The 18,638-nt window shown below is 63.0% G+C and carries 15 protein-coding genes; 4 read left to right on the top strand and 11 right to left on the bottom strand.

Annotation, left to right across the window (positions count from 1 at the left end; all coding sequences use genetic code 11):
- Positions 1 to 13: 13 nt before the first annotated feature.
- Both QYH69_RS14125 and QYH69_RS14130 read left to right on the top strand, forming a co-directional pair.
- Entirely contained in the window at positions 14 to 433 is a 420-nt protein-coding gene (locus QYH69_RS14125; RefSeq protein WP_308832483.1) for a biopolymer transporter ExbD, read from the top strand.
- A complete protein-coding gene (locus QYH69_RS14130; protein ID WP_308832484.1) occupies positions 430 to 1,200 on the top strand; it encodes an energy transducer TonB in 771 nt (256 codons plus the stop codon). Before QYH69_RS14125 ends, QYH69_RS14130 begins: the two co-directional genes overlap by 4 nt.
- Before the next feature lie 97 nt (positions 1,201 to 1,297).
- Here the strand turns inward: QYH69_RS14130 and QYH69_RS14135 are convergent, their stop codons facing one another.
- From QYH69_RS14135 to QYH69_RS14165, 7 genes are all read right to left on the bottom strand, one after another.
- Positions 1,298 to 2,881 (bottom strand): methyl-accepting chemotaxis protein, encoded by a 1,584-nt coding sequence (locus tag QYH69_RS14135; protein ID WP_308832485.1) that lies wholly within the window; start codon positions 2,879 to 2,881, stop codon positions 1,298 to 1,300.
- A 181-nt stretch (positions 2,882 to 3,062) separates the two neighbouring features.
- Positions 3,063 to 4,310 carry a CaiB/BaiF CoA transferase family protein gene (locus QYH69_RS14140; RefSeq protein ID WP_374992411.1) on the bottom strand — a complete coding sequence of 416 codons (1,248 nt, stop codon included), beginning with the start codon at positions 4,308 to 4,310 and terminating at the stop codon, positions 3,063 to 3,065.
- Between the two features lies 1 nt (position 4,311).
- Entirely contained in the window at positions 4,312 to 5,094 is a 783-nt protein-coding gene (locus tag QYH69_RS14145) for an enoyl-CoA hydratase-related protein (protein WP_308832486.1), read from the bottom strand.
- A 133-nt stretch (positions 5,095 to 5,227) separates the two neighbouring features.
- Positions 5,228 to 6,517, bottom strand: coding sequence for an MFS transporter (locus QYH69_RS14150; RefSeq protein ID WP_308832487.1), 1,290 nt, complete (start codon positions 6,515 to 6,517; stop codon positions 5,228 to 5,230).
- Between the two features lie 305 nt (positions 6,518 to 6,822).
- Positions 6,823 to 9,837: an FAD-linked oxidase C-terminal domain-containing protein gene (locus tag QYH69_RS14155; protein ID WP_308832488.1), complete on the bottom strand. Its 3,015-nt coding sequence runs from the start codon at positions 9,835 to 9,837 to the stop codon at positions 6,823 to 6,825.
- Positions 9,838 to 9,913: 76 nt separating this feature from the next.
- On the bottom strand, positions 9,914 to 10,717 hold the full coding sequence (locus QYH69_RS14160) for a fumarylacetoacetate hydrolase family protein (protein ID WP_308832489.1): 804 nt from the start codon (positions 10,715 to 10,717) through the stop codon (positions 9,914 to 9,916).
- Entirely contained in the window at positions 10,714 to 11,934 is a 1,221-nt protein-coding gene (locus QYH69_RS14165) for an aminotransferase class V-fold PLP-dependent enzyme (protein WP_308832490.1), read from the bottom strand. The genes QYH69_RS14160 and QYH69_RS14165 overlap by 4 nt, the downstream gene beginning before the upstream one ends.
- A 175-nt stretch (positions 11,935 to 12,109) precedes the next feature.
- Between QYH69_RS14165 and QYH69_RS14170 the strand changes: the two genes are divergently transcribed.
- Both QYH69_RS14170 and QYH69_RS14175 read left to right on the top strand, forming a co-directional pair.
- A complete protein-coding gene (locus QYH69_RS14170) occupies positions 12,110 to 12,835 on the top strand; it encodes a GntR family transcriptional regulator (RefSeq protein WP_308832491.1) in 726 nt (241 codons plus the stop codon).
- A gap of 341 nt (positions 12,836 to 13,176) precedes the next feature.
- A complete protein-coding gene (locus QYH69_RS14175; protein ID WP_308832492.1) occupies positions 13,177 to 13,479 on the top strand; it encodes a hypothetical protein in 303 nt (100 codons plus the stop codon).
- A gap of 4 nt (positions 13,480 to 13,483) precedes the next feature.
- Here the strand turns inward: QYH69_RS14175 and QYH69_RS14180 are convergent, their stop codons facing one another.
- The 4 genes from QYH69_RS14180 to QYH69_RS14195 all read right to left on the bottom strand — a co-directional run bounded on the left by QYH69_RS14180 (position 13,484) and on the right by QYH69_RS14195 (position 18,637).
- Positions 13,484 to 14,236 carry a class I SAM-dependent methyltransferase gene (locus QYH69_RS14180; RefSeq protein ID WP_374992412.1) on the bottom strand — a complete coding sequence of 251 codons (753 nt, stop codon included), beginning with the start codon at positions 14,234 to 14,236 and terminating at the stop codon, positions 13,484 to 13,486.
- Between the two features lie 285 nt (positions 14,237 to 14,521).
- Entirely contained in the window at positions 14,522 to 15,535 is a 1,014-nt protein-coding gene (locus QYH69_RS14185) for a substrate-binding domain-containing protein (RefSeq protein WP_308832494.1), read from the bottom strand.
- Between the two features lie 43 nt (positions 15,536 to 15,578).
- Positions 15,579 to 16,679, bottom strand: coding sequence for an ABC transporter permease (locus tag QYH69_RS14190; protein WP_308832495.1), 1,101 nt, complete (start codon positions 16,677 to 16,679; stop codon positions 15,579 to 15,581).
- Positions 16,676 to 18,637, bottom strand: a complete 1,962-nt coding sequence (locus QYH69_RS14195) for a sugar ABC transporter ATP-binding protein (protein ID WP_308832496.1) — start codon at positions 18,635 to 18,637, stop codon at positions 16,676 to 16,678. Before QYH69_RS14195 ends, QYH69_RS14190 begins: the two co-directional genes overlap by 4 nt.
- Position 18,638: the final 1 nt, after the last annotated feature.

Below are 18,638 nucleotides of genomic sequence, written 5' to 3' on the forward strand. Positions count from 1 at the left end.
GGAGGACAGAATCATGCGTAACCATCGCAGTCACTATCTCGGCGGCGAAGAGAAGGCCCGCATCGAGATCATTCCGATGATCGACATCATGATGTTCCTGCTCGTGTTCTTCATGCTCGCGACGCTGAAGATGATCCAGGGTGCGGGCATCAAGCTCGATCTGCCGCAATCGAGCACAGCCGAGCAATTGCAACAGACCGTAAAGGTATCGATCGGCGTCACGAAGACAGATCAGCTTTATCTCGATGCAAAGGAAATTACGCCGGAAGAGCTCACCGCGCATTTGCAAGAGCTTGTGCACGATGCGAAGAAGGTCGACGTCGCAATCGCGGGCGATGAAGGCACGAGCTACAAGAACATCGTCAAGGTGATGGACCTGGTGCGTGCGGTGGGCATCAGTTCGGTTGCGTTGGCAACGAATCCGACCACATGAACTCGCCGGCCCTCGATATGAACGATCCGCAACGGCCTTTGAACGGCGCACTCTGGGCATCGTCCGCGCCCACGCGTCATCACGGTCTCTCGATGAAGACCGCCGTCGGCGTTGCGCTGCTCGTCGAAGTGCTGCTCGTCATAGGTCTGTCGCACGTGAAGTTCCAGCAGGAACCTCCGCCGCCGCCGAAGGAAATGCGTGTGCAGATCGCGCCGCCGCCACCGCCCGAAGTCAAGAAGCTGGAGCCACCGCCCGCTCCTCCTGAACCGCAGAAGCCCGTGCCGAAGACTGTGCAGCCAAAGCCGTTACCGACGCCCAAGCCGCCTCCCGCGAAGCCCGCGCCGGCACCGAAGGAAGCGATGATTCCGGCAGCCGCCAACCCCACGCAGAACGCTCCTGCGCTCGCGACAGCGCCTGCAACGTCGGCTCCGTCCACGCCGACTGCCGCCGCCGCTCCGGCGACGCCTGCCCCGGCGCCGGCCCTGCATGGTGTCGTCGACGGTCGGGGTCACTGCCAGTCGGTGCAGCCGCAGATTCCGCAAAAGGCCCTTCAGGAAGGCATTTCGGCCGATGTGATCGCGCATCTGGCGATCAATACGGATGGTAGCGTCGGCGACGTGAAGATCGTGCGGGTCACGCCGCCGACCTCCGTGTTCAATCAGGCGGTGATCGCGGCAGGACGCGCGTACAAGTGCGAAAAGAACGCCGAGCCTTATGTGGGCGAAGTCGAGTTTTCGTTCAAGACGACTGCGTCCGATGACGAGTAGCATCGCGACGCAACGCGTGGCGCAACGGCAGCGATTTGCTGCCTTGCGCTGATCCGGATGCTCGCGCGCCGGCAAGAAAGCCGGCGCGCGACTATGGCTAGCGATGTACCGCGCCCGCCGCCGCCCCGCCCAACTCAAATATCGCCACCGCCGCATTCAACCGGTTCGCCTGGTCTTCAAGCGCCCCCGCAGCAGCCGCGGCCTCTTCAACCAAAGCCGCATTCTGCTGCGTGACCTGATCCATCTGCGCGATCGCGATATTGATCTGCCCGATGCCCGCGCTTTGCTCCGACGACGCGGTTTCGATCTCGCTCATGATGGCGCTCACGCGCGTGATCGATTCGAGAATCTCGCGCATCGTATCGCCCGAGCGTGTCACCAGAGTCGCGCCCGATTCGATGCGTCCCGTCGATTCGACGATCAGATCCTTGATTTCTTTCGCCGCCGACGCGCTGCGCTGTGCAAGCGACCGCACTTCGCTCGCAACGACCGCAAAACCGCGGCCGTTTTCACCGGCCCGCGCCGCTTCGACGGCCGCGTTGAGCGCGAGAATATTCGTCTGGAACGCAATGCCTTCGATCACCCCGACGATGTCGCCGATCTTGTGCGAATCGCTGACAATGTTTTCCATCGCGCCGACCACATCGCGCGTGAGGTCGCCGCCCTGGCTCGCAAGCGACGATGCCCCCGTCGCAAGCGAGCTCGCGACCTTTGCGTTGTCGGCCGTCTGTTTGAGCGTCGCGGCAAGTTCCTCGATGCTCGCAACGGTCTCTTCGAGCGAAGCGGCCTGCTGTTCGGTGCGCTGCGACAAATTCGAATTGCCCGCCGCGATTTCGCTCACGCCAGTGTGAATCGATTGCACGCCGCTGCGCACATCGCCGACCGTCGAGATCAGCGACTCCTGCATACGCTTTAAAGCGGCTGTCAAAACGCCCATCTCGTTGGTACTCTCGACGACGATGTCGCCGCCCAGATCGCCCGCCGAAATCCGCTCGAAGTGTGCGACCGCCGCATCGGCGGGTTTAACGATTGCCCTCAGCAGCATGAGGCGCATGAGCCACCCCAGCGCAAGCGCGGCCGCCAGCCCGACCGCGACGAGCGTCATCACGAGCTGGAACTGATCCTGCGCCTTGCGGTAACGATCCTCGCCCTGGTCGAGTTGCACTTTTTCGACCGAGAGCATTGCCTTTTCGAACGCGCTATAGAGCTTCGGGAGCTTGTACGCCTGAATCTGCAGGAACGCGTCGCGATCGCCCGCACGCAATGCGGCGAGACCGGGCTCGACGCCTTCCTTCAGCAACGTATCGCGCGCGGTCTGCATCAGCTGAATCCGATTTCGCGCGTCGTCGCTATCGACAGCCGCGCCGAGAAATTTCTTCAGCTTGTCATTCGAAATCTCAAGATAATTGTCCGAGCGCTTGAGCACCGCCTCCGCGCCCTTTGCATCGTGAAGGTCGGTCAGCGATGCGTAGGTGGCAAGCGCAAGACGCAGCCGCAATAGTTGTCCGGCGCTGTTTTCCAGGTTCGCGATGGCCGGTGTATCGACGGTATACGTCTGTTGGAGCGCGTGGTTTTCCGAGCGCAGTGCGAAAAGCCCGATGGCAGCACCCGTTACCAATGTGATTGCGAACGCAACTACCATCAAGGTCAGGCAGGATCGAATCGAAAGATTTTTTTTCATGATTATCCGGCGTAAGCAGACGGACGCCGCAAATGTTTAAGTCTCCTTCGCGGCACTTCATATTGGTCATCGGCACGCGGCTTACAAAACTTTAGGCCGCGTGTGCCGACGGCCAGCATCGGATGGCTACCGTGTCAGGTCCCCGTTACGCGGCACGCCGACGCCGCAATAGCCTCTGTTTTTATGCGGCGACTTCCATTTCGATCACAGCGCCTTCGTTTTTCAACGCACGAATGCGCGCACCGTCGAAGCCGTATTCGCGCAGCACTTCGGCCGTATGCTGGCCAAATAGCGGCGCGGGCCGCGATTCGCGCGTGCAGCCATCGGAAAAGTGAATCGGCAAGCCGATGCCGCGCGTTTTTCCGGCCACCGGATGCTGCGTCTCGACGATCATGCCGCGTGCCAGCGCCTGCTCGTGCGCAACCGCGTCCGGTACTTCGAGCACGGGCCCCGACGGCAGGCCGATTGTGTCGAACGCCGCAAGCCAGTCTGCTGTGGTCCGCTCGACGAGACGCGCAGTCAGAATCTCGACCAGCGCTTCGCGATGCTTCAAACGCCCCGCATTCGTCGCGAAGCGTTCGTCGCGCTCAAGATCTGGGATTTTCAGCACACCGACGAGCCGCTCATAGTTACTCTGGTTCGCGGCGCCGATATTGATCCAGCCATCGCGCGTGCGAAACGCCTGATACGGCGCGCTCGTCGGATTGGCCGAGCCGGCCTTCGGCAGCACAGTGCCATCCGCGAAGTAGTTTGCGAACGCCCAGTACATCTGCTGCAGTCCCGCTTCGAACAGCGACGTGTCCACCATCTGGCCGAGACCCGTGCGCTGTTTGTTCGCATAAGCCGCGCTGATGCCGAGCGCGGCCAGAATGCCCGCATTGATATCGGTAACCGGTGAACCGGCTTTGATCGGAGCCTGTCCCGGTTCGCCCGTCATGCTCATCAGGCCGCTCATGCCTTGCGCGATCAGATCGAAGCCGCCTTTTTCCGCATACGGGCCGCTGCGCCCGAAACCTGAAATCGCGCAGTAAATCAGGCCTGGATTCGCGAGCTTCAGCGTCTCGTAACCCATGCCGAGTTTTTCCATCGTGCCGCCGCGATAGTTCTCGGTCACGACGTCGGCGCTCGCCAGCATCTTGCGCAGCACTTCCTTGCCGCCGTCGGTCTTCAGGTTCAACGCAATGCCGCGCTTGTTGCGATTGACGATCATGAACGACGCCGATTCGCCGCCATCGATGATCGGCGCAAAACGCCGGCAATCGTCGCCACCCGGAATCTTTTCGACCTTGATCACATCCGCGCCCATATCCGCGAGCATCATGCCGCAGATCGGTCCCGACATGATGTGCGCGAGTTCGATCACACGCATACCGGCAAGCGGGCCCGAACCGGCCGCGTGCTCCGTGTTCGTCTTCGTCGTATTCGTCATGTCAACGCCCCTTGAAATCCGGTTTGACCTTGTCGAGAAACGCGCGATAGCCGATGCGGAAATCTTCCGTGCCGAAGCATGCGAAGCCTTCGTCGCGTTCGGCTGCCGTCAACGGCGCCGCGTCCATCGCACGCCGCACGAACTGTTTATGCCAGCGCGCGACGAGCGGCGCGCCGTCGGCAATCCGTTGCGCGGTTTCATAGGTGTGCGAGGTGACGTCCGCATCGGGCACCACGCGCGTGACGAGTCCCTTCGCCAAGGCTTCCTGTGCATCGAAGATACGCCCTTCGAGCAGAATTTCCAGCGCAACCGCGGGACCCGCGAGACGCACGAGCCCTTCGAGTTCCGCATGCGCCATCACGAGACCGAGATTCTTGATCGGCACGCCGAAGCGGCTCGACGTGCCGCAGATGCGCAAATCGCACATTGCCGCGATTTCGAGTCCGCCGCCGACGCAAATGCCGTGAATCATCGCAACGAGCGGATGCCTGCACGCTTTGATCGACTCGAGCGTCCGATGCATGATCGCGCCGTAGGCGCGCGCCTGTTCGACGTTCGCGCGGTCGGTAGCGAATTCGCCGATATCGTTGCCCGGCGAAAACGCCTTTTCTCCGGCGCCGCGCAGCACGATGCAACGCAGCGCGTCGTCCGCCGACAATTCGTCGATGCGCTCGCCGAGCGTGCGCCACAAGTCTTTCGTCATTGCGTTGAGCTTCGCTTCACGGTCGATCGTAACCGTGGCGATCGTTCCTTCGCGTTCGATCGAAATCGAAGGTTCTGTCATGTCGTCTCCCTCGGATTTGAATTGGCGAATCGGCCTGTCGAGGCCACCGCGATCGTGGTCGCGGCAGGCGGCCCGCCGCCGGCGCGTGCCGCACGGGGCTGCGTGCGGCACGCTGGCGCGGGGGCGCCCGGCCCTAGACGAACTTGCGGACTTCGCCGGCAGGCTGTTCGACGTCGTCGGCACCAAGCACACGGTCCGGGCGCATCGTGAAGGACAGCAGAATGCCAAGTGCCATCAGCGCCATCGATACGATGAACGGCAGATTCCAGTTACCGGTCAGGTCGATGAGCCAGCCTCCGACCACGGGGCTGATGATCGCCGCCAGCGCGGACCCGGTATTCATGATGCCGCTCGCGGTACCCGCATGCTTCGGTGCGATATCCATCGGCACGGCCCACATCGGTCCGATCGTCATCTCGTTGAAGAAGAAGCCGCCGGCAAGACACAACGCGGCCATCGTGATCGAGATGTTCGACACGAACATGATCGGCGCGAGCGACAGCAGCGTCAAAAACATGCAGACGCCGACCATCACGTTACGCGCGAGGCGGATGTTCCCGCTCTTGCGCAGGATGCGGTCCGTCACCGAGCCGCCGAGCCAGTCGCCGATCACCCCGGCAAAGAACACGCTCGATGCGAACAGCGCGGACTTCTTGAGATCCATGTGATAGTTGTGCAGGAAGTACTGCGGAATCCAGCCGAGAAACAGCCACAGCACCCAGCCATAGCAGAAATACACGGCCGTCACGGGCGCCATGCGGCCAAGCAACGGGCGCCACGGCACCGGCGTGCGCTGCTTCGCACCGCTATACGCCGAGAGGGTCGCGCATTCGCTGTCCGTGATACGCGGATGGTCGCGCGGATTGTCGCGGAAGTACCAGATCCACGCGAGCGCCCACAGGAAGCTCACGATACCGGTCACGATAAATGCACCGCGCCAGCTTGTCGCGACCATGAGCCAGACGATCAGCGGCGGCGCAACGGCATTGCCGATGCGCGATGCCGCGTGCGTGATGCCCTGCGCGAAGCCGCGCTGATCGGAACGCATCCAGTTCGACATGGCGCGCGTCGCGGTCGGGAACGTCGCGCCTTCGCCGAGACCGAGCAGCACGCGCGCGAAAATCATCGACGCGAAGCCGCCTGCGAGACCCGTCAGCACGGTCGCGCCCGCCCAGATCACCGCACAGATGCCGAGTGTGCGGCGCGGCCCGAAACGGTCGCCCACCCATCCGCCGATGATCTGGAAGATCAGGTACGGATAAGCGAACGCGGAAAATACGAAACCGACCTCGGTGTGGTTCAAACCCAGTTCCGCGCCGAATGCGCTGGCGGCGGTGCTGACGTTGACCCGGTCGATATACGTGATGAAATACATTGCGCAGAGAAGCAGTAGAACGCGCGTCGTGGCTCGACGGAACATCATCCTCTCCTATAGTTGTGTGCGATCGGCCCCAGCGCGCTGTCGCATACCGAAGGCATCGCAAAGCGAACATCGAAAGCGTGGCGGTAGCGTGCGCCCGCCTTGACTACTGCGGTTACCGGATTCGGATTCGGCCCGGCATGCGGCCGGGATGAAAATTGCACAGTCGTGTCATGGCTTTGTCTCCTTTCTGGTAGTACTTGCTCTTACTGTTCGCCGATCACGGACTCCATGGATTTCCGCGATGCGTTACTACGTCTCTGCTTCCTCTGGTTTTCCCTCTCCGTCTATCGTTCAGTGATCCTCTATTACGCGAGCGCCGCAGCGAGCACTCTTGCGACATGCAGCGCCTCGGCCTGCGTTCCGTCCGCAATCTGATGACGGCAGCTCGTGCCGTCGGCGACGATCAACGCGTCGCCTGCCTTTCTGATCGCGGGCAACAGCGACAGCTCCGCCATCGCCTTCGACGCGTCGTAATGCTCGGCCTCGTATCCGAAGCTGCCCGCCATGCCGCAGCATGACGATTCGATCGCTTCGACCTCGAGCCCCGGTATCCAGCCGAGCACGGTTTGCACCGGGCGCACCGCATCGAATGCCTTCTGATGGCAGTGGCCATGCAACAGCGCCTTCGCGGTACCGAGCGGCTTGAGCGACACCCTGAAACGACCCGCCGCCTGCTCGCGCACCAGAAACTCTTCGAACAGGAACGACGACTTCGCGAGGCGCTGCGCCGCATCGCCATACCCGTAACCGAGAAACTCGTCGCGCAGCGACAGCAGGCACGACGGCTCGAGACCGACGATCGATACGCCACGCTCGACATACGGCAGCAGCGCATCGAGCGCACGGCGCGCCTCGGCCTTCGCCTCGTCGACGAGACCCGCGGACAGGAACGTCCGGCCGCAGCACAGCGGCCGTTCGCCATCCTTCACGTTGAAGTGCACCGTGTAGCCCGCCGCTTCGAGTACGCGCTGTGCGGCACGCGCGTTATCGGGCTCCATGTAGTTGTTGAAGGTATCGACAAATAGCAGAACTTCTTTAGCGCCTGCTTCGATATTCACGCGCGGCTGCACGGCCGGAAGGAACGGTTTCGCAAATCGTGGGAAAGAGCGTTCTGCCGCAAGCCCGATGCGCGATTTCATCCAGCGCGCGAACGGCATGCGTTCGAGCGAACCGGCCAGCGCCGGCATGCGGCTCGCATAACGCGCATAGCGCGGCAGGTAGGCAATCAGGCGCTCGCGCAGCGTCGTGCCGTGCCGCGCATTCCATGCCGCGCGCGCTTCGATCTTGATGCGCGCCATATCGACGCCGGTCGGGCAATCGCGCTTGCAGCCCTTGCACGACACACACAGGTCGAGCACTTCCTTGACATCGCGACCCGCCAGACCGTCTTCGCCAAGCTGGCCCGAGATCGCAAGGCGCAGCGTGTTCGCGCGGCCGCGCGTGACATGCTGCTCGTCCTTGGTTATGCGGTAACTCGGGCACATCGTGCCCGCATCGAATTTGCGGCAGTGGCCGTTGTTGTTGCACATCTCGATCGCTTTCGCGAGACCGTTCGCGCGATCGCCGCCCGAGCCCAACGCGCCTTCGACGCCGGTTAGCGGATCGCGCGTGACGTTCCATGCAGACCAGTCGAGCGCCGGTTTCCACTCGCGCTCCCGGTATGTGGGCGGGAAGCGGAAGTTGGTTGCGTCGTCCATCTTCGGCGGATTGACGATACGGTCGGGGCTCAACCGGTTGTCCGGATCGAACAGCTTCTTGATGTCGCGAAACGCCTCGTTGATGCGCGGACCGTACTGCCAGGCCACCCATTCGCCGCGGCACAGGCCGTCGCCGTGTTCGCCCGAATACGCGCCCTTGTACTCGCGCACCATCGCGGCCGCCTCTTCGGCAATCGCGCGCATTTTCTGCGCGCCGTCGCGGCGCATGTCGAGGATCGGCCGCACGTGCAGCGTGCCGACGCTCGCGTGCGCGTACCACGTGCCTTCGGTGCCGTTCTTGTGGAACACCTCGGTGAGGCGGGCCGTATAGTCGGCCAGATGTTCGAGCGGCACCGCGCAGTCTTCGATAAACGACACCGGCTTGCCGTCGCCCTTCATGCTCATCATGATGTTGAGACCGGCCTTGCGCACATCCCACAGCGCCTTTTGCGCGGCGGCATCCGGCATCTCGACAACCGAACCCGGCAAACCGAGATCGCCCATCATTTCGACGAGCTGAGCAAGCTTCTTGAGTTGCGTATCTTTGTCGGCGCCGGCGAATTCGACGAGCAGCACCGCTTGCGGCTCGCCCACCAGCGCCTTTTCGACGACGGGACGAAACGCCGGGTTCGACATCGCGAGATCGATCATCGTGCGATCGACGAGTTCGACCGCGACGGGACCGAGCTTCACGATATGCTGCGTCATGTCCATCGCCGAATAGAACGTCGGGAAGTTCACGACGCCGAGCGTCTTGTGCGCCGGCAACGGCGAAAGCTTCAACGTAAGCGTGCGGCTGAACGCAAGCGTGCCTTCCGAGCCGACCAGCAGATGCGCGAGATTCGGCTCTCCGTCGGCGGAAAACGGCAGGGGGCTCTGACATTCGAACAGATCGAGGTTGTAGCCGGCCACGCGCCGCAGCACCTTCGGAATCTGCTCGCGCATTTCGTCGCGCTCGCGCTGCGCGATCGTGCGCACTTCTTCGACGAGCGCACGCGTGCGCGCATCGCTCGTCATCTTCGACAGGTGTGTAAAACGTGTTTCGTATCCGTCGGCCAGCACCGCATCGATCGCGTCGACGTTGTGCACCATGATCCCGTATTCCATCGAACGCGAGCCGCACGAATTATTGCCGGCCATGCCGCCGATCGTGCATTGCGCGCTTGTCGATACGTCGACTGGAAACCACAGCCCGTGCGGCTTGAGCCACGCGTTCAGATGATCGAGCACGACGCCAGGCTCGACGGTAACCGTGCGCGCTTCTTTATCGAAGTGAACGACGTTGTTGAGCCACTTGCTCGTATCGATCACCAGCGCTTCGCCGATCGTCTGCCCGCATTGGCTCGTACCCGCGCCGCGCGCAAGCACAGGCGCCTTGCTGTCGCGCGCGATGTCGAGCGCGAGCTTCAGGTCCGCCTGATCCTTCGGCACGACAACGCCAAGCGGCATGATCTGATAGATCGACGCATCGGTCGCATAGCGGCCGCGCGCGGCGCGGTCGAACAGCACATCGCCTTTCAGTTCGGCCGCAAGGCGTGCAGCAAGCGGCGCGAGCTTCGCACGCGCCGTCGCGGGCATCAGGTGGATCGGCTGAACAAGTGCCTGGGGACGGGAATTCAGCATGGACGTCGCAAAGATTCAAATGGATGGGCGTTCGCTCAAGAAAAGCGGACCGGCATGGTGGCGCTTTATCCGAACCTCAAACAAGCGTGAATTGCACCGGCGGCAGGCCATCGATCACACCGCGCACGACGCCGTTCTTCTCCGGAAACGCCATGCCCGTATACGAGCCGCAAGTCAGCACGGTACCGGGCTCGAACGTCAGCCCGCGCGACACGCCGTGATTGACGAGCCAGCCGAGCAACCTGCGCGGATCGCCGGCCGGATTTGCAGGTGTGCCTTCGAACAGCGGCGCGCCGTCGATCATGAAGCTTGCCGACGGCGCGAGAAACGGAAACTCGCCGTCGTACGGCACCGCTTCGCCCACGATCAGCGCACCGTGGTTCTGCAGATCGGCGAGCTGCCACAGCTTGTCGATGTCAGGCCACGCGCCGAAGCGGCTCGTCACGATCTCGATCGTCGCGTGCAGCGATTCGATCGCATCGAGCACCTGTTCGTCGGTATAAGGGCCGCCGGCCGGCTCGAAACGGCGCCCAAGCGCAAATGCAACTTCGAGTTCGAGCCCTACCTGGTTGAACGAACCGCGCGGCAAACCGGCGCCGCTGCGATGCACGCACGCAGCGGGCAGCGGCGATCCTTGAATCGGGCCGCCGGTCGGCGTTTTCGCTCCGACTTTCCAGCCGCCGATCGAATCGCGCATCGCATCGAGCGTTGCGTGCTGGACTGCGTAGGCATCCTCTGCGTTCGCCGGTTGAACGTCTTGCGGCAGCGCATCGAGCCACGCGCGCCGCGTACCCGCGTCGACCAGCAAGGCCGCCAGCGCCTCACGCGAATCGTGCGCCGAGCCGACGGCAGCTTCGAGCTGCGGTTCGCGCGCCGTCATGCAGCCGCCTTCAACGACGGCTTCGCGACGTGGCTCGTCAGATACTCCATTGCTGCCGTGACGCCGCTCGACCTGAGCGGCACGCCCGCGAGCTTCAGGCCCATTTCGCAGCCGGACAGCGTCGCCATGAGCGTAAGGTCGTTGCATTCGCCGAGATGGCCGATGCGGAACATGCGGCCCTTCACCTTGCCGAGGCCTGTGCCGAGCGACATGTCGAAGTGTTCGTAGATAAGCTTGCGCACCGCGTCCGCATCGACGCCTTCCGGCATGATCACGCCCGTCAGCACCGGCGAATAGACAGCGGGGTCCGCACACTGCACCTCGAGACCCCACGCCGTGACCGCCGCGCGGCACGCCGCCGCGAGCCGCTGATGGCGCGCGAACACGTTGTCGAGGCCTTCGCCGAGAATCATCTCGAGCGATTCGGAGAGCCCATACAGCAGGTTCGTGTTCGGCGTGTACGGCCAGTAACCCTGCTTGTTCATCTCGACGATATCGGCCCAGTCCCAGAACGCGCGCGGCAGCTTTGCGCGTTCATGGGCCTTCATCGCCTTCGGCGAAATCGCGTTGAAGCTGATGCCCGGCGGCAGCATGAGGCCCTTCTGCGAGCCCGACACCGTTACGTCGACACCCCATTCGTCATGCCGATAATCGGCCGACGCGAGGCCTGAAATCGTATCGACCATCAGCAGCGCCGGGTGGCCCGCCGCATCGATCGCACGGCGCACGGCCGCGATATCGGAGGTCACGCCCGTCGACGTCTCGTTGTGCACGACGCATACGGCCTTGATGACATGACCTGCATCGGCACGCAGACGCGCTTCGATCATGTCAGCCTGCACGCCGCGGCGCCAGCCTTCGACACCGGGCAAACCGAGGAACTCCGGTTTCAGGCCGAGGTTCTCGGCCATCTTTTTCCACAGCGTCGCGAAGTGGCCGGTCTCGTACATCAGCACCGTGTCGCCCGCGCTCAACGTGTTGCAAAGCGCGGCTTCCCAGGCGCCCGTGCCCGACGCCGGATAGATGACAACCGGCTGGGACGTCTTGAAGATCTTCTTGATGCCGTCGAGCACCTTCAACCCCAGCGCGCCGAACTCGGGACCGCGGTGGTCGATGGTCGGATAGCTCATCGCCCGCAAGATGCGATCGGGCACGGGGCTTGGCCCCGGAATCTGCAGAAAGTGACGGCCGGCCGGGTGGAAGTCGAGTTTCAGCATGTGCGGTCCTTTTATTGGAAACCTTGCGTTTGAATTTTGCATGCAAAATACTCTAACGCACGGATCCAGCTGCGGGAAGCGAAATTCGCGCAGATTCGCCAGGTATAAACCCGCACGCCTTACGGTGTGCCGACCTGCGATAAAATGCCGACGAACCCATTCATGAGGTCTTTGCATGCAAAATGCTGACATGCCGGAGGCAATGCTGCCGCCGTCATTGCCGAAGGTCGAACGGCAGCGTCTGCACGACACGGTGGTCGACCATCTGCGCAATTTCATCGTCGAGGGGTTGCTCGCGCCCGGCGTGAAGCTCAACGAGCGTCAGCTCTGCGAGACGCTCGGCATTTCGCGCACGCCGCTGCGCGAAGCACTGAAGGTGCTGGCCGCCGAAGGCCTGATCGATATTTCGCCGAACAAGGGCGCGACGGTCTCCCAGATGACCGACGCCGAGATTCGCGAGACGTTCGAATTGATGAGCGGGCTCGAGGCGTTTTCGGGCGAGCTCGCGTGCGAGCGGATTACGCCTGCCGAACTGGCGGAGATCAAGGCGCTCCATTACGCGATGCTCGCGTGCCGCGCGCAGAACGACCTGTCGGGCTATTACAGCCGCAATCAGAAGATTCACGACAAGATCAACGAAGCCGCGCGCAATTCAGCATTGCGGCAGACCTATCTGTCGATCAACCGGCGCCTGCAGGCGCTGCGGTTCCGTTCGAACTTCCAGACGAACAAGTGGGATAGCGCGATTCAGGATCACGAAGAGATGATCGAGGCACTCGAGTCGCGCAACGGCAAGAAAATGGGCACGATCCTTCGCGCGCATTTGCTGTCGAAACGCGACGCGGTGCTCGCCGAGCGGACGATGTCGACCGTCAAGCTGGCGCCGCGCGCCGATACGTAGCGCTAGCTCGAGCCCAAGCTCGCATCGGGTTCGGTGGCCTCGTTCGCCTTGCCTTCGGCCTTATCGTCCGCTTCCCCCCCGGCGTCCAGCCGAATTCGCTTTCCGGCTCTTCAATCCACGTGCACCGCAAAGCGACGCCCTCGATGTGTTCCCGGTGAGCGCGCGGCCACGGCTTCTTCATACGAGCCCGGCATCGTTGCCGTTCGACCGCGTAACCGAAGGCCATTATCGATTTCAGACGAAGCCTGATCGCGATATCCCGGATCTTCGATGGCACACGGTATGCGCGATCGAAAAAACCGGCCAGCGCAAAAAAGCCGGCACTAAATGGGAGGTGGATCATGAAAAGCATCATTACGATGGCATGTGCGCTCGCGTTGCTTGCCGGCGCTAACGCGATGGCTCAAAACCAGGGCGGCGCCAATGCGACGGGCGCCGGTTCGACACAAGGGCCCGCGCAAGGCGTTGCGCCGGGCGCGAAGCAGGGCATCGAACCGGGCAAGGCCGGCGAGAACATGAATCAGCTAGGCAGTCCGCAAAGCGGCGCTTCGTCGCCGCAGGACACGTTGATGCAAAAGCGCGAACAAGGAATGTCGCCGCAAGGAAACGGGACGCAAGGCTCGAGCGGTTCGATGAAGCAATAGCGGCTCAATGCGCGGCCGCTGGCTTCACGAAGCGCAGCGTCATCCGGTCGGATTCGCCGATAGCCGCATAGCGTGCGCGATCGGTGGCGCCCTCCGCGTACGTCGGCGGCAACGTCCATACGCCCTTCGGATAGTCCTTCGTATCGCGCGAATTGCTGTTGATCTCGCTGCGGCCGGCCAGTTCGAATCCGGCCGCGCGTGCATGCTCGATCACGAAATCTTCGGTTACGTAGCCCGACACGATCGTTTGTGCGAGGGAGGTGCCCGGCTTCGCGCGATGTTCTTCCACGCCGAGCACGCCACCCGGCTTCAATGCCTTGTAGAAGGCCTTTAAATTCGCATCGAGATCGCCGTCCTTGATCCAGTTGTGGATATTGCGGAACGTCAGCACCATGTCCGCGGTACCCGGCGCGCCGACTCCGGTCAGGCGGCCCGCTTGCAGTGCCCCGACCGTTACGCCGCTGTAGTCCGCCGGATCGTTCGCGAGCTTCTGCCTGAAGCGATCGATCATCGGCGCAAGATGCGCGGCGCTCGTCGCGTCAGACTCGATGTACGGCGCTTCATACAGCTTGCCGTGCGCATGCAGATACGGCGCGAGAATCTCCGTGTACCAGCCCGCTCCCGGCGCGATTTCGATTACCGTTTGACGGTCGGTCAGGCCGAAAAACGTCAGTGTTTGCGCGGGATGACGGTAAACGTCGCGAGCGCGGTTCGCATCGCTGCGCTGCGGGCCTGCAATCGCATCCGCAAGCGACATCGAATCCGCGGCGTATGTAACCTGAAAAACGGACGGAAAAACGGTCAATGAAGCGCTCGCCGCAATGGCGAGCGCACAACGTCGAAAAGCATTGCGGCGAGTCGGAACGGTCATCGTGAGCGGGCAGTCATCAAGGGTGGTGGATATGAGCGAATAACGGCCCCTGCGCATGCCAGGCAGTCATTCACCGAAGCAGAAGCATAAACGCATGGCGCCTGACTCACATCGAACGTCTGGCGGCCATGCTTTATTCCACCTTGCACGCCCCGCGCATGCTCGCGGGCTTCACTTCATCTCGCCACCGAATACCGTCTGCTTGATCACCGGCAGTTCCTGGTCGAGATTATCCTTCGATACCACCACGACCGGCACGACGATGCTCTTCGGCGGTTCCTTGCCCGCCAGATGATCGAGCATCGCGCCCGCCGCCTTCTGCCCCATCAGATACGGCTGCTGCATGCCAGAAGCTGTCAGCGTGCCGTCCTTGATCATATCGACGAATTGCGGAATGCCGTCGAACGCGACGAGCGCGACATCAGACTGCTTGTGCGCGACCTGGATCGCACGCGCCGCGCCGAGCGTCGGCGCATCGGTCTGCACGAACACACCATGCATATCGGGATGCGCAGTGATCATGTCCTGCACGAAGCGGAACGTCTCGTCCGCCGTGTAGCGCTGCATCTGGTTCAGCGCGACTTCGGGAATGCCCGCTTCCTTCATCGCACGGCGGAAACCTTCGGTGCGAAGCTTGCCGTTCTGCCGCGCGAGCGAAATCGACGAAATGCCGTAACCACCCTTGTCCCAGCCTTTCTGCTTCATCACTTCAGCGAGCTTCTTGCCGGTTTCGTAGGCGCCTTTCTCGTTCTCCGAACTGATGAACGACACGTAATCGCCCGAGTTCGTACCGATATCGGCGATCACGACCGGCACCTTCGCACGCGCGGCGACCTGCAGCACGCTCGGCGCCGTCGACGAATCGGTCGGCGAGATCACGATACCGGCCACGCCTTGCGCGACCGCGTCCTGTGCGTTCTTCAGTTGCGTGGCGGCATCGTTGTGCGAATCGTAGATCGTCACCGTGCCGCCCTGCGCCTTGATCGTATCGGTCACCCCTTTGCCGACGATGCGCCAGAACGGCAGATCGAGTCCAGGCGTCAGATACGCGAAGCGCTTGCCCGACACGCTTTGCTGCGCATACGCGCCGCTTGCGAACGACGCGCTCAATGCCGCGCCGAGCACCAATGCGCCGAACGCCTTCGCGGTGCGCGCGAGAAAAGCCCGCTTGTGCATGTGGTTCATACCGATGTCTCCTTGAATGATTTGTTGGACGGCGATACGTACGTCATTGACCGCGCCGGTTGATGCGCGTGGTCACGATGCGTTCGGCAAGCACGGCGATGATGATGATGGCGCCGATCGCACTGCCCTGCCAGTAAGGTCCCACGTTCAGCAGGTTCAGACCGTTGCGGATCAGGCCCATGATCAGCACGCCGAAAAACGTGCCGATCATCGACCCGCGTCCGCCGAAGAGACTTGCGCCGCCGATCACGACAGCCGCGATGGAATCGAGCTCGAGCCCGTTGCCGGCGATCGGGTCGATCGACAGCAGCCGCGATGCGAGCATCACCGCGGCGAGCGCCGACAGCGCTCCGGACAGCACATAGGCGAGCGTCGTGTAATACGTCACCTTGAGACCCGATGCGCGCGCCGCTTCGATATTCGAGCCGATCGCATAGATCGTGCGGCCGCCTTTGGTAAAGGTCAGGTAGTACCAGGCGAGCACGAACAGCAGCACGACGAACAGAAAGTTCGCGGGTATCCCGAACACGTCGGCCGAGCCGATATAGGAAAGCCCTTGCGGCAGCGACGAAATCGAATTGCCGTCGCTGATCACGTACGCGAGCGAACGCGCGACCGACATCATGCCGAGCGTGACGATAAACGGCGCGATGCGGCCAAACGTGACGAGCAACCCGTTGACGAGCCCCATCAAGCCGCCGAACACGATCGCCGCGCCGATTGCAACCGGCACCGGCAAACCGGCCGATGTCAGCGCGAGGCCGAGCACGATGCCGGCTACGCCCGTCAACGCGCCGACCGACAGATCGATGCCGGCCACCAGAATCACGAACGTCTGCCCGATCGCCGCGATGCCGGTCACGACCGACTGGTCCATCAGGTTGAACAGGTTGCCAAGCGAGAAGAAGTGCGACGAGATCAGCGAGAGCGCAATCGACAGCACGACCAACACGACGAGCATGCGTATTTCGAGCGCGAAGCGATGCACGAATCCCGCATGGCGGCGGCGCGCGACGGGCGCGGCCGGCATCGCTGCGGCTGCCACCGCGCCGCCGTCGGCGTCGCTTTGCGCGCCTGGAGTTTGCATGTCATGGCCGGCGCCGCTGCGACTGGCGCCGTGCGCTTTCAGATCGTTGCTGCTCATACCGCTGTCTCCTCCCCTTGCGCCGCGACGAGAAGCTGCCCCACGCCGTGACGGCTCATGTTCTGCGTCATCTGCTTGCGCAGCGCTTGCGGATCGAGCATCGCCGCAGACGGCACACTCACGCCGACATATCCGAACGAGTGGCCGCTCTGGTTCACGAGCCTGAACAGTACCGAATGCAGTGCGCCGTCGTCGATCACCGTACCCGCCTTTTGCGTATCGAGCGCCAGCGGTATCGCCGTTTCGCCGATCAGCGGAAAGCGTTCCGCCGCGATGCCGACCGGCGCATTCGCGTGCGCTACGACGTCGAAGCAGAACACGCGGCCGCGCTCGACCTGCAGCCAGTAGCTCGTCGCACCGAATTGCGCGGACAGATCGGCAAGCGCATCGTGCACGCCCTGCGCGGACGAGCGCGGCGCCGCATAAGTCGCAAGTATCTCGGCGTCGAGCAGATCGCTCGTCGCCTGCGCGACCGATACGCCGTCGCTGAGCACGACGACGCGATCCGACAAGCCGAGCACCTCGTCGAAATCCGACGACACGACCACCACGCCGATGCCGCGCGCCGCAATCCTGCGGATGATCTGGTAGATCGTGTTGCGCGTGCCGATGTCGACGCCGCGCGTCGGTTCGTCGAGCAGCAGCACAGTCGGATTCAGCAACAGCCAGCGCGCGAAAATGACCTTCTGCTGCTGCCCGCCGCTCAAGCCGAGCATCGGCGCAGTCAGGATATGCTCGGGCATGTCGAGCTCAGTCATCAGACGGTCGATCTCGGCGAAGTGCCGTTCGTAGTTTCGATGAATGCTGCGGTCGCGGCCCAGATGCGCGAGCAGCAGATTCTCGGTCACCGAGAAATCCGGCACGATGCCCTGGCGCCGGCGGTCTTCGCCGATCAGGCCGACGCCGCGCGCAATCGCATCGCGCGGCGACGCAGCCGTAAATGGCTCGCCTTTCAACCGGACCGTGCCGCTATCGCGCTTGCGCAGCCCGAAGATCGCTTCGATCGTCTCCGAGCGGCCCGCGCCGACTAGACCCGCGAGTCCGAGAATCTCGCCCGCATGCAACGTGAACGACACGTCGCGCACCATCGAACCCGACGCGAGATGACTCACCTCGAGCAATGGCGCGTCGGCGACGCGTGCCTGCGCGGGCGGCGCGCTGCTGCGCTCATAGAGATTTTCGATAGTGCGGCCGACCATCAGCTGGATTAGCGCCGCCGGCGTGAGTTCGGGCGTCGCGACGTCGGCGGCGACGGTGCGGCCGTCGCGCATCACCGTCACGCAATCGGTTATCTCGAAGATTTCTTCGAGCCGATGCGAGACGAACGCGAGCGCCTTGCCGCGCGAACGCAGCAAGCGCATGACTTCGAACAGGCTTGCGACTTCGGTGGGCGAAAACGACGCGGTCGGCTCGTCGAAGATGATGAGGTCCGAGTCCTGCTGCAGCGCACGGCCGATTTCGATAATTTGCCGTTGCGCCATGGACAGATCGCCGGCCCGTGTGTGCAGCGGCAAATGCTCGGCCTGATGCAGTTCTTCGAGCACCGCTTCGGCCTTGCGCTTGAGCGCCTTCCAGTCGAGGCGCTCGCGCTGGCCGAAATTCGTGAGACACAGGTTCTCCATCACCGAGAGATCGGGCGCGATGCTCGTTTCCTGCAAGACGAGCGAAATGCCTGCGCGCATCGCGTCGCGCGGCATCGCGAAGTCGACATCCTGGTCCTTGTAGCGCAGCAGCCCTTCCGATCGGCGCAAGTGGCCGCTGATAATGCGCGAGAGCGTCGATTTGCCCGCGCCGTTCACACCGACCAGCGCATGCACTTCGCCGGCACGCAGCGTGAGCGAGCCGTCCTTGAGCGCGCGCACCGGGCCGAACAGCTTCGTCACGTGCTCAGCGCGCAGAATCTCGCGAGGTGCCTCGGCGCCGGCCGTGCCGGCAGTTGCGGCGGCTTCGGTGTTCATC

The organism is Paraburkholderia sp. SARCC-3016 (genome assembly GCF_031119615.1).
In the GTDB taxonomy this organism is placed as follows: domain Bacteria; phylum Pseudomonadota; class Gammaproteobacteria; order Burkholderiales; family Burkholderiaceae; genus Paraburkholderia.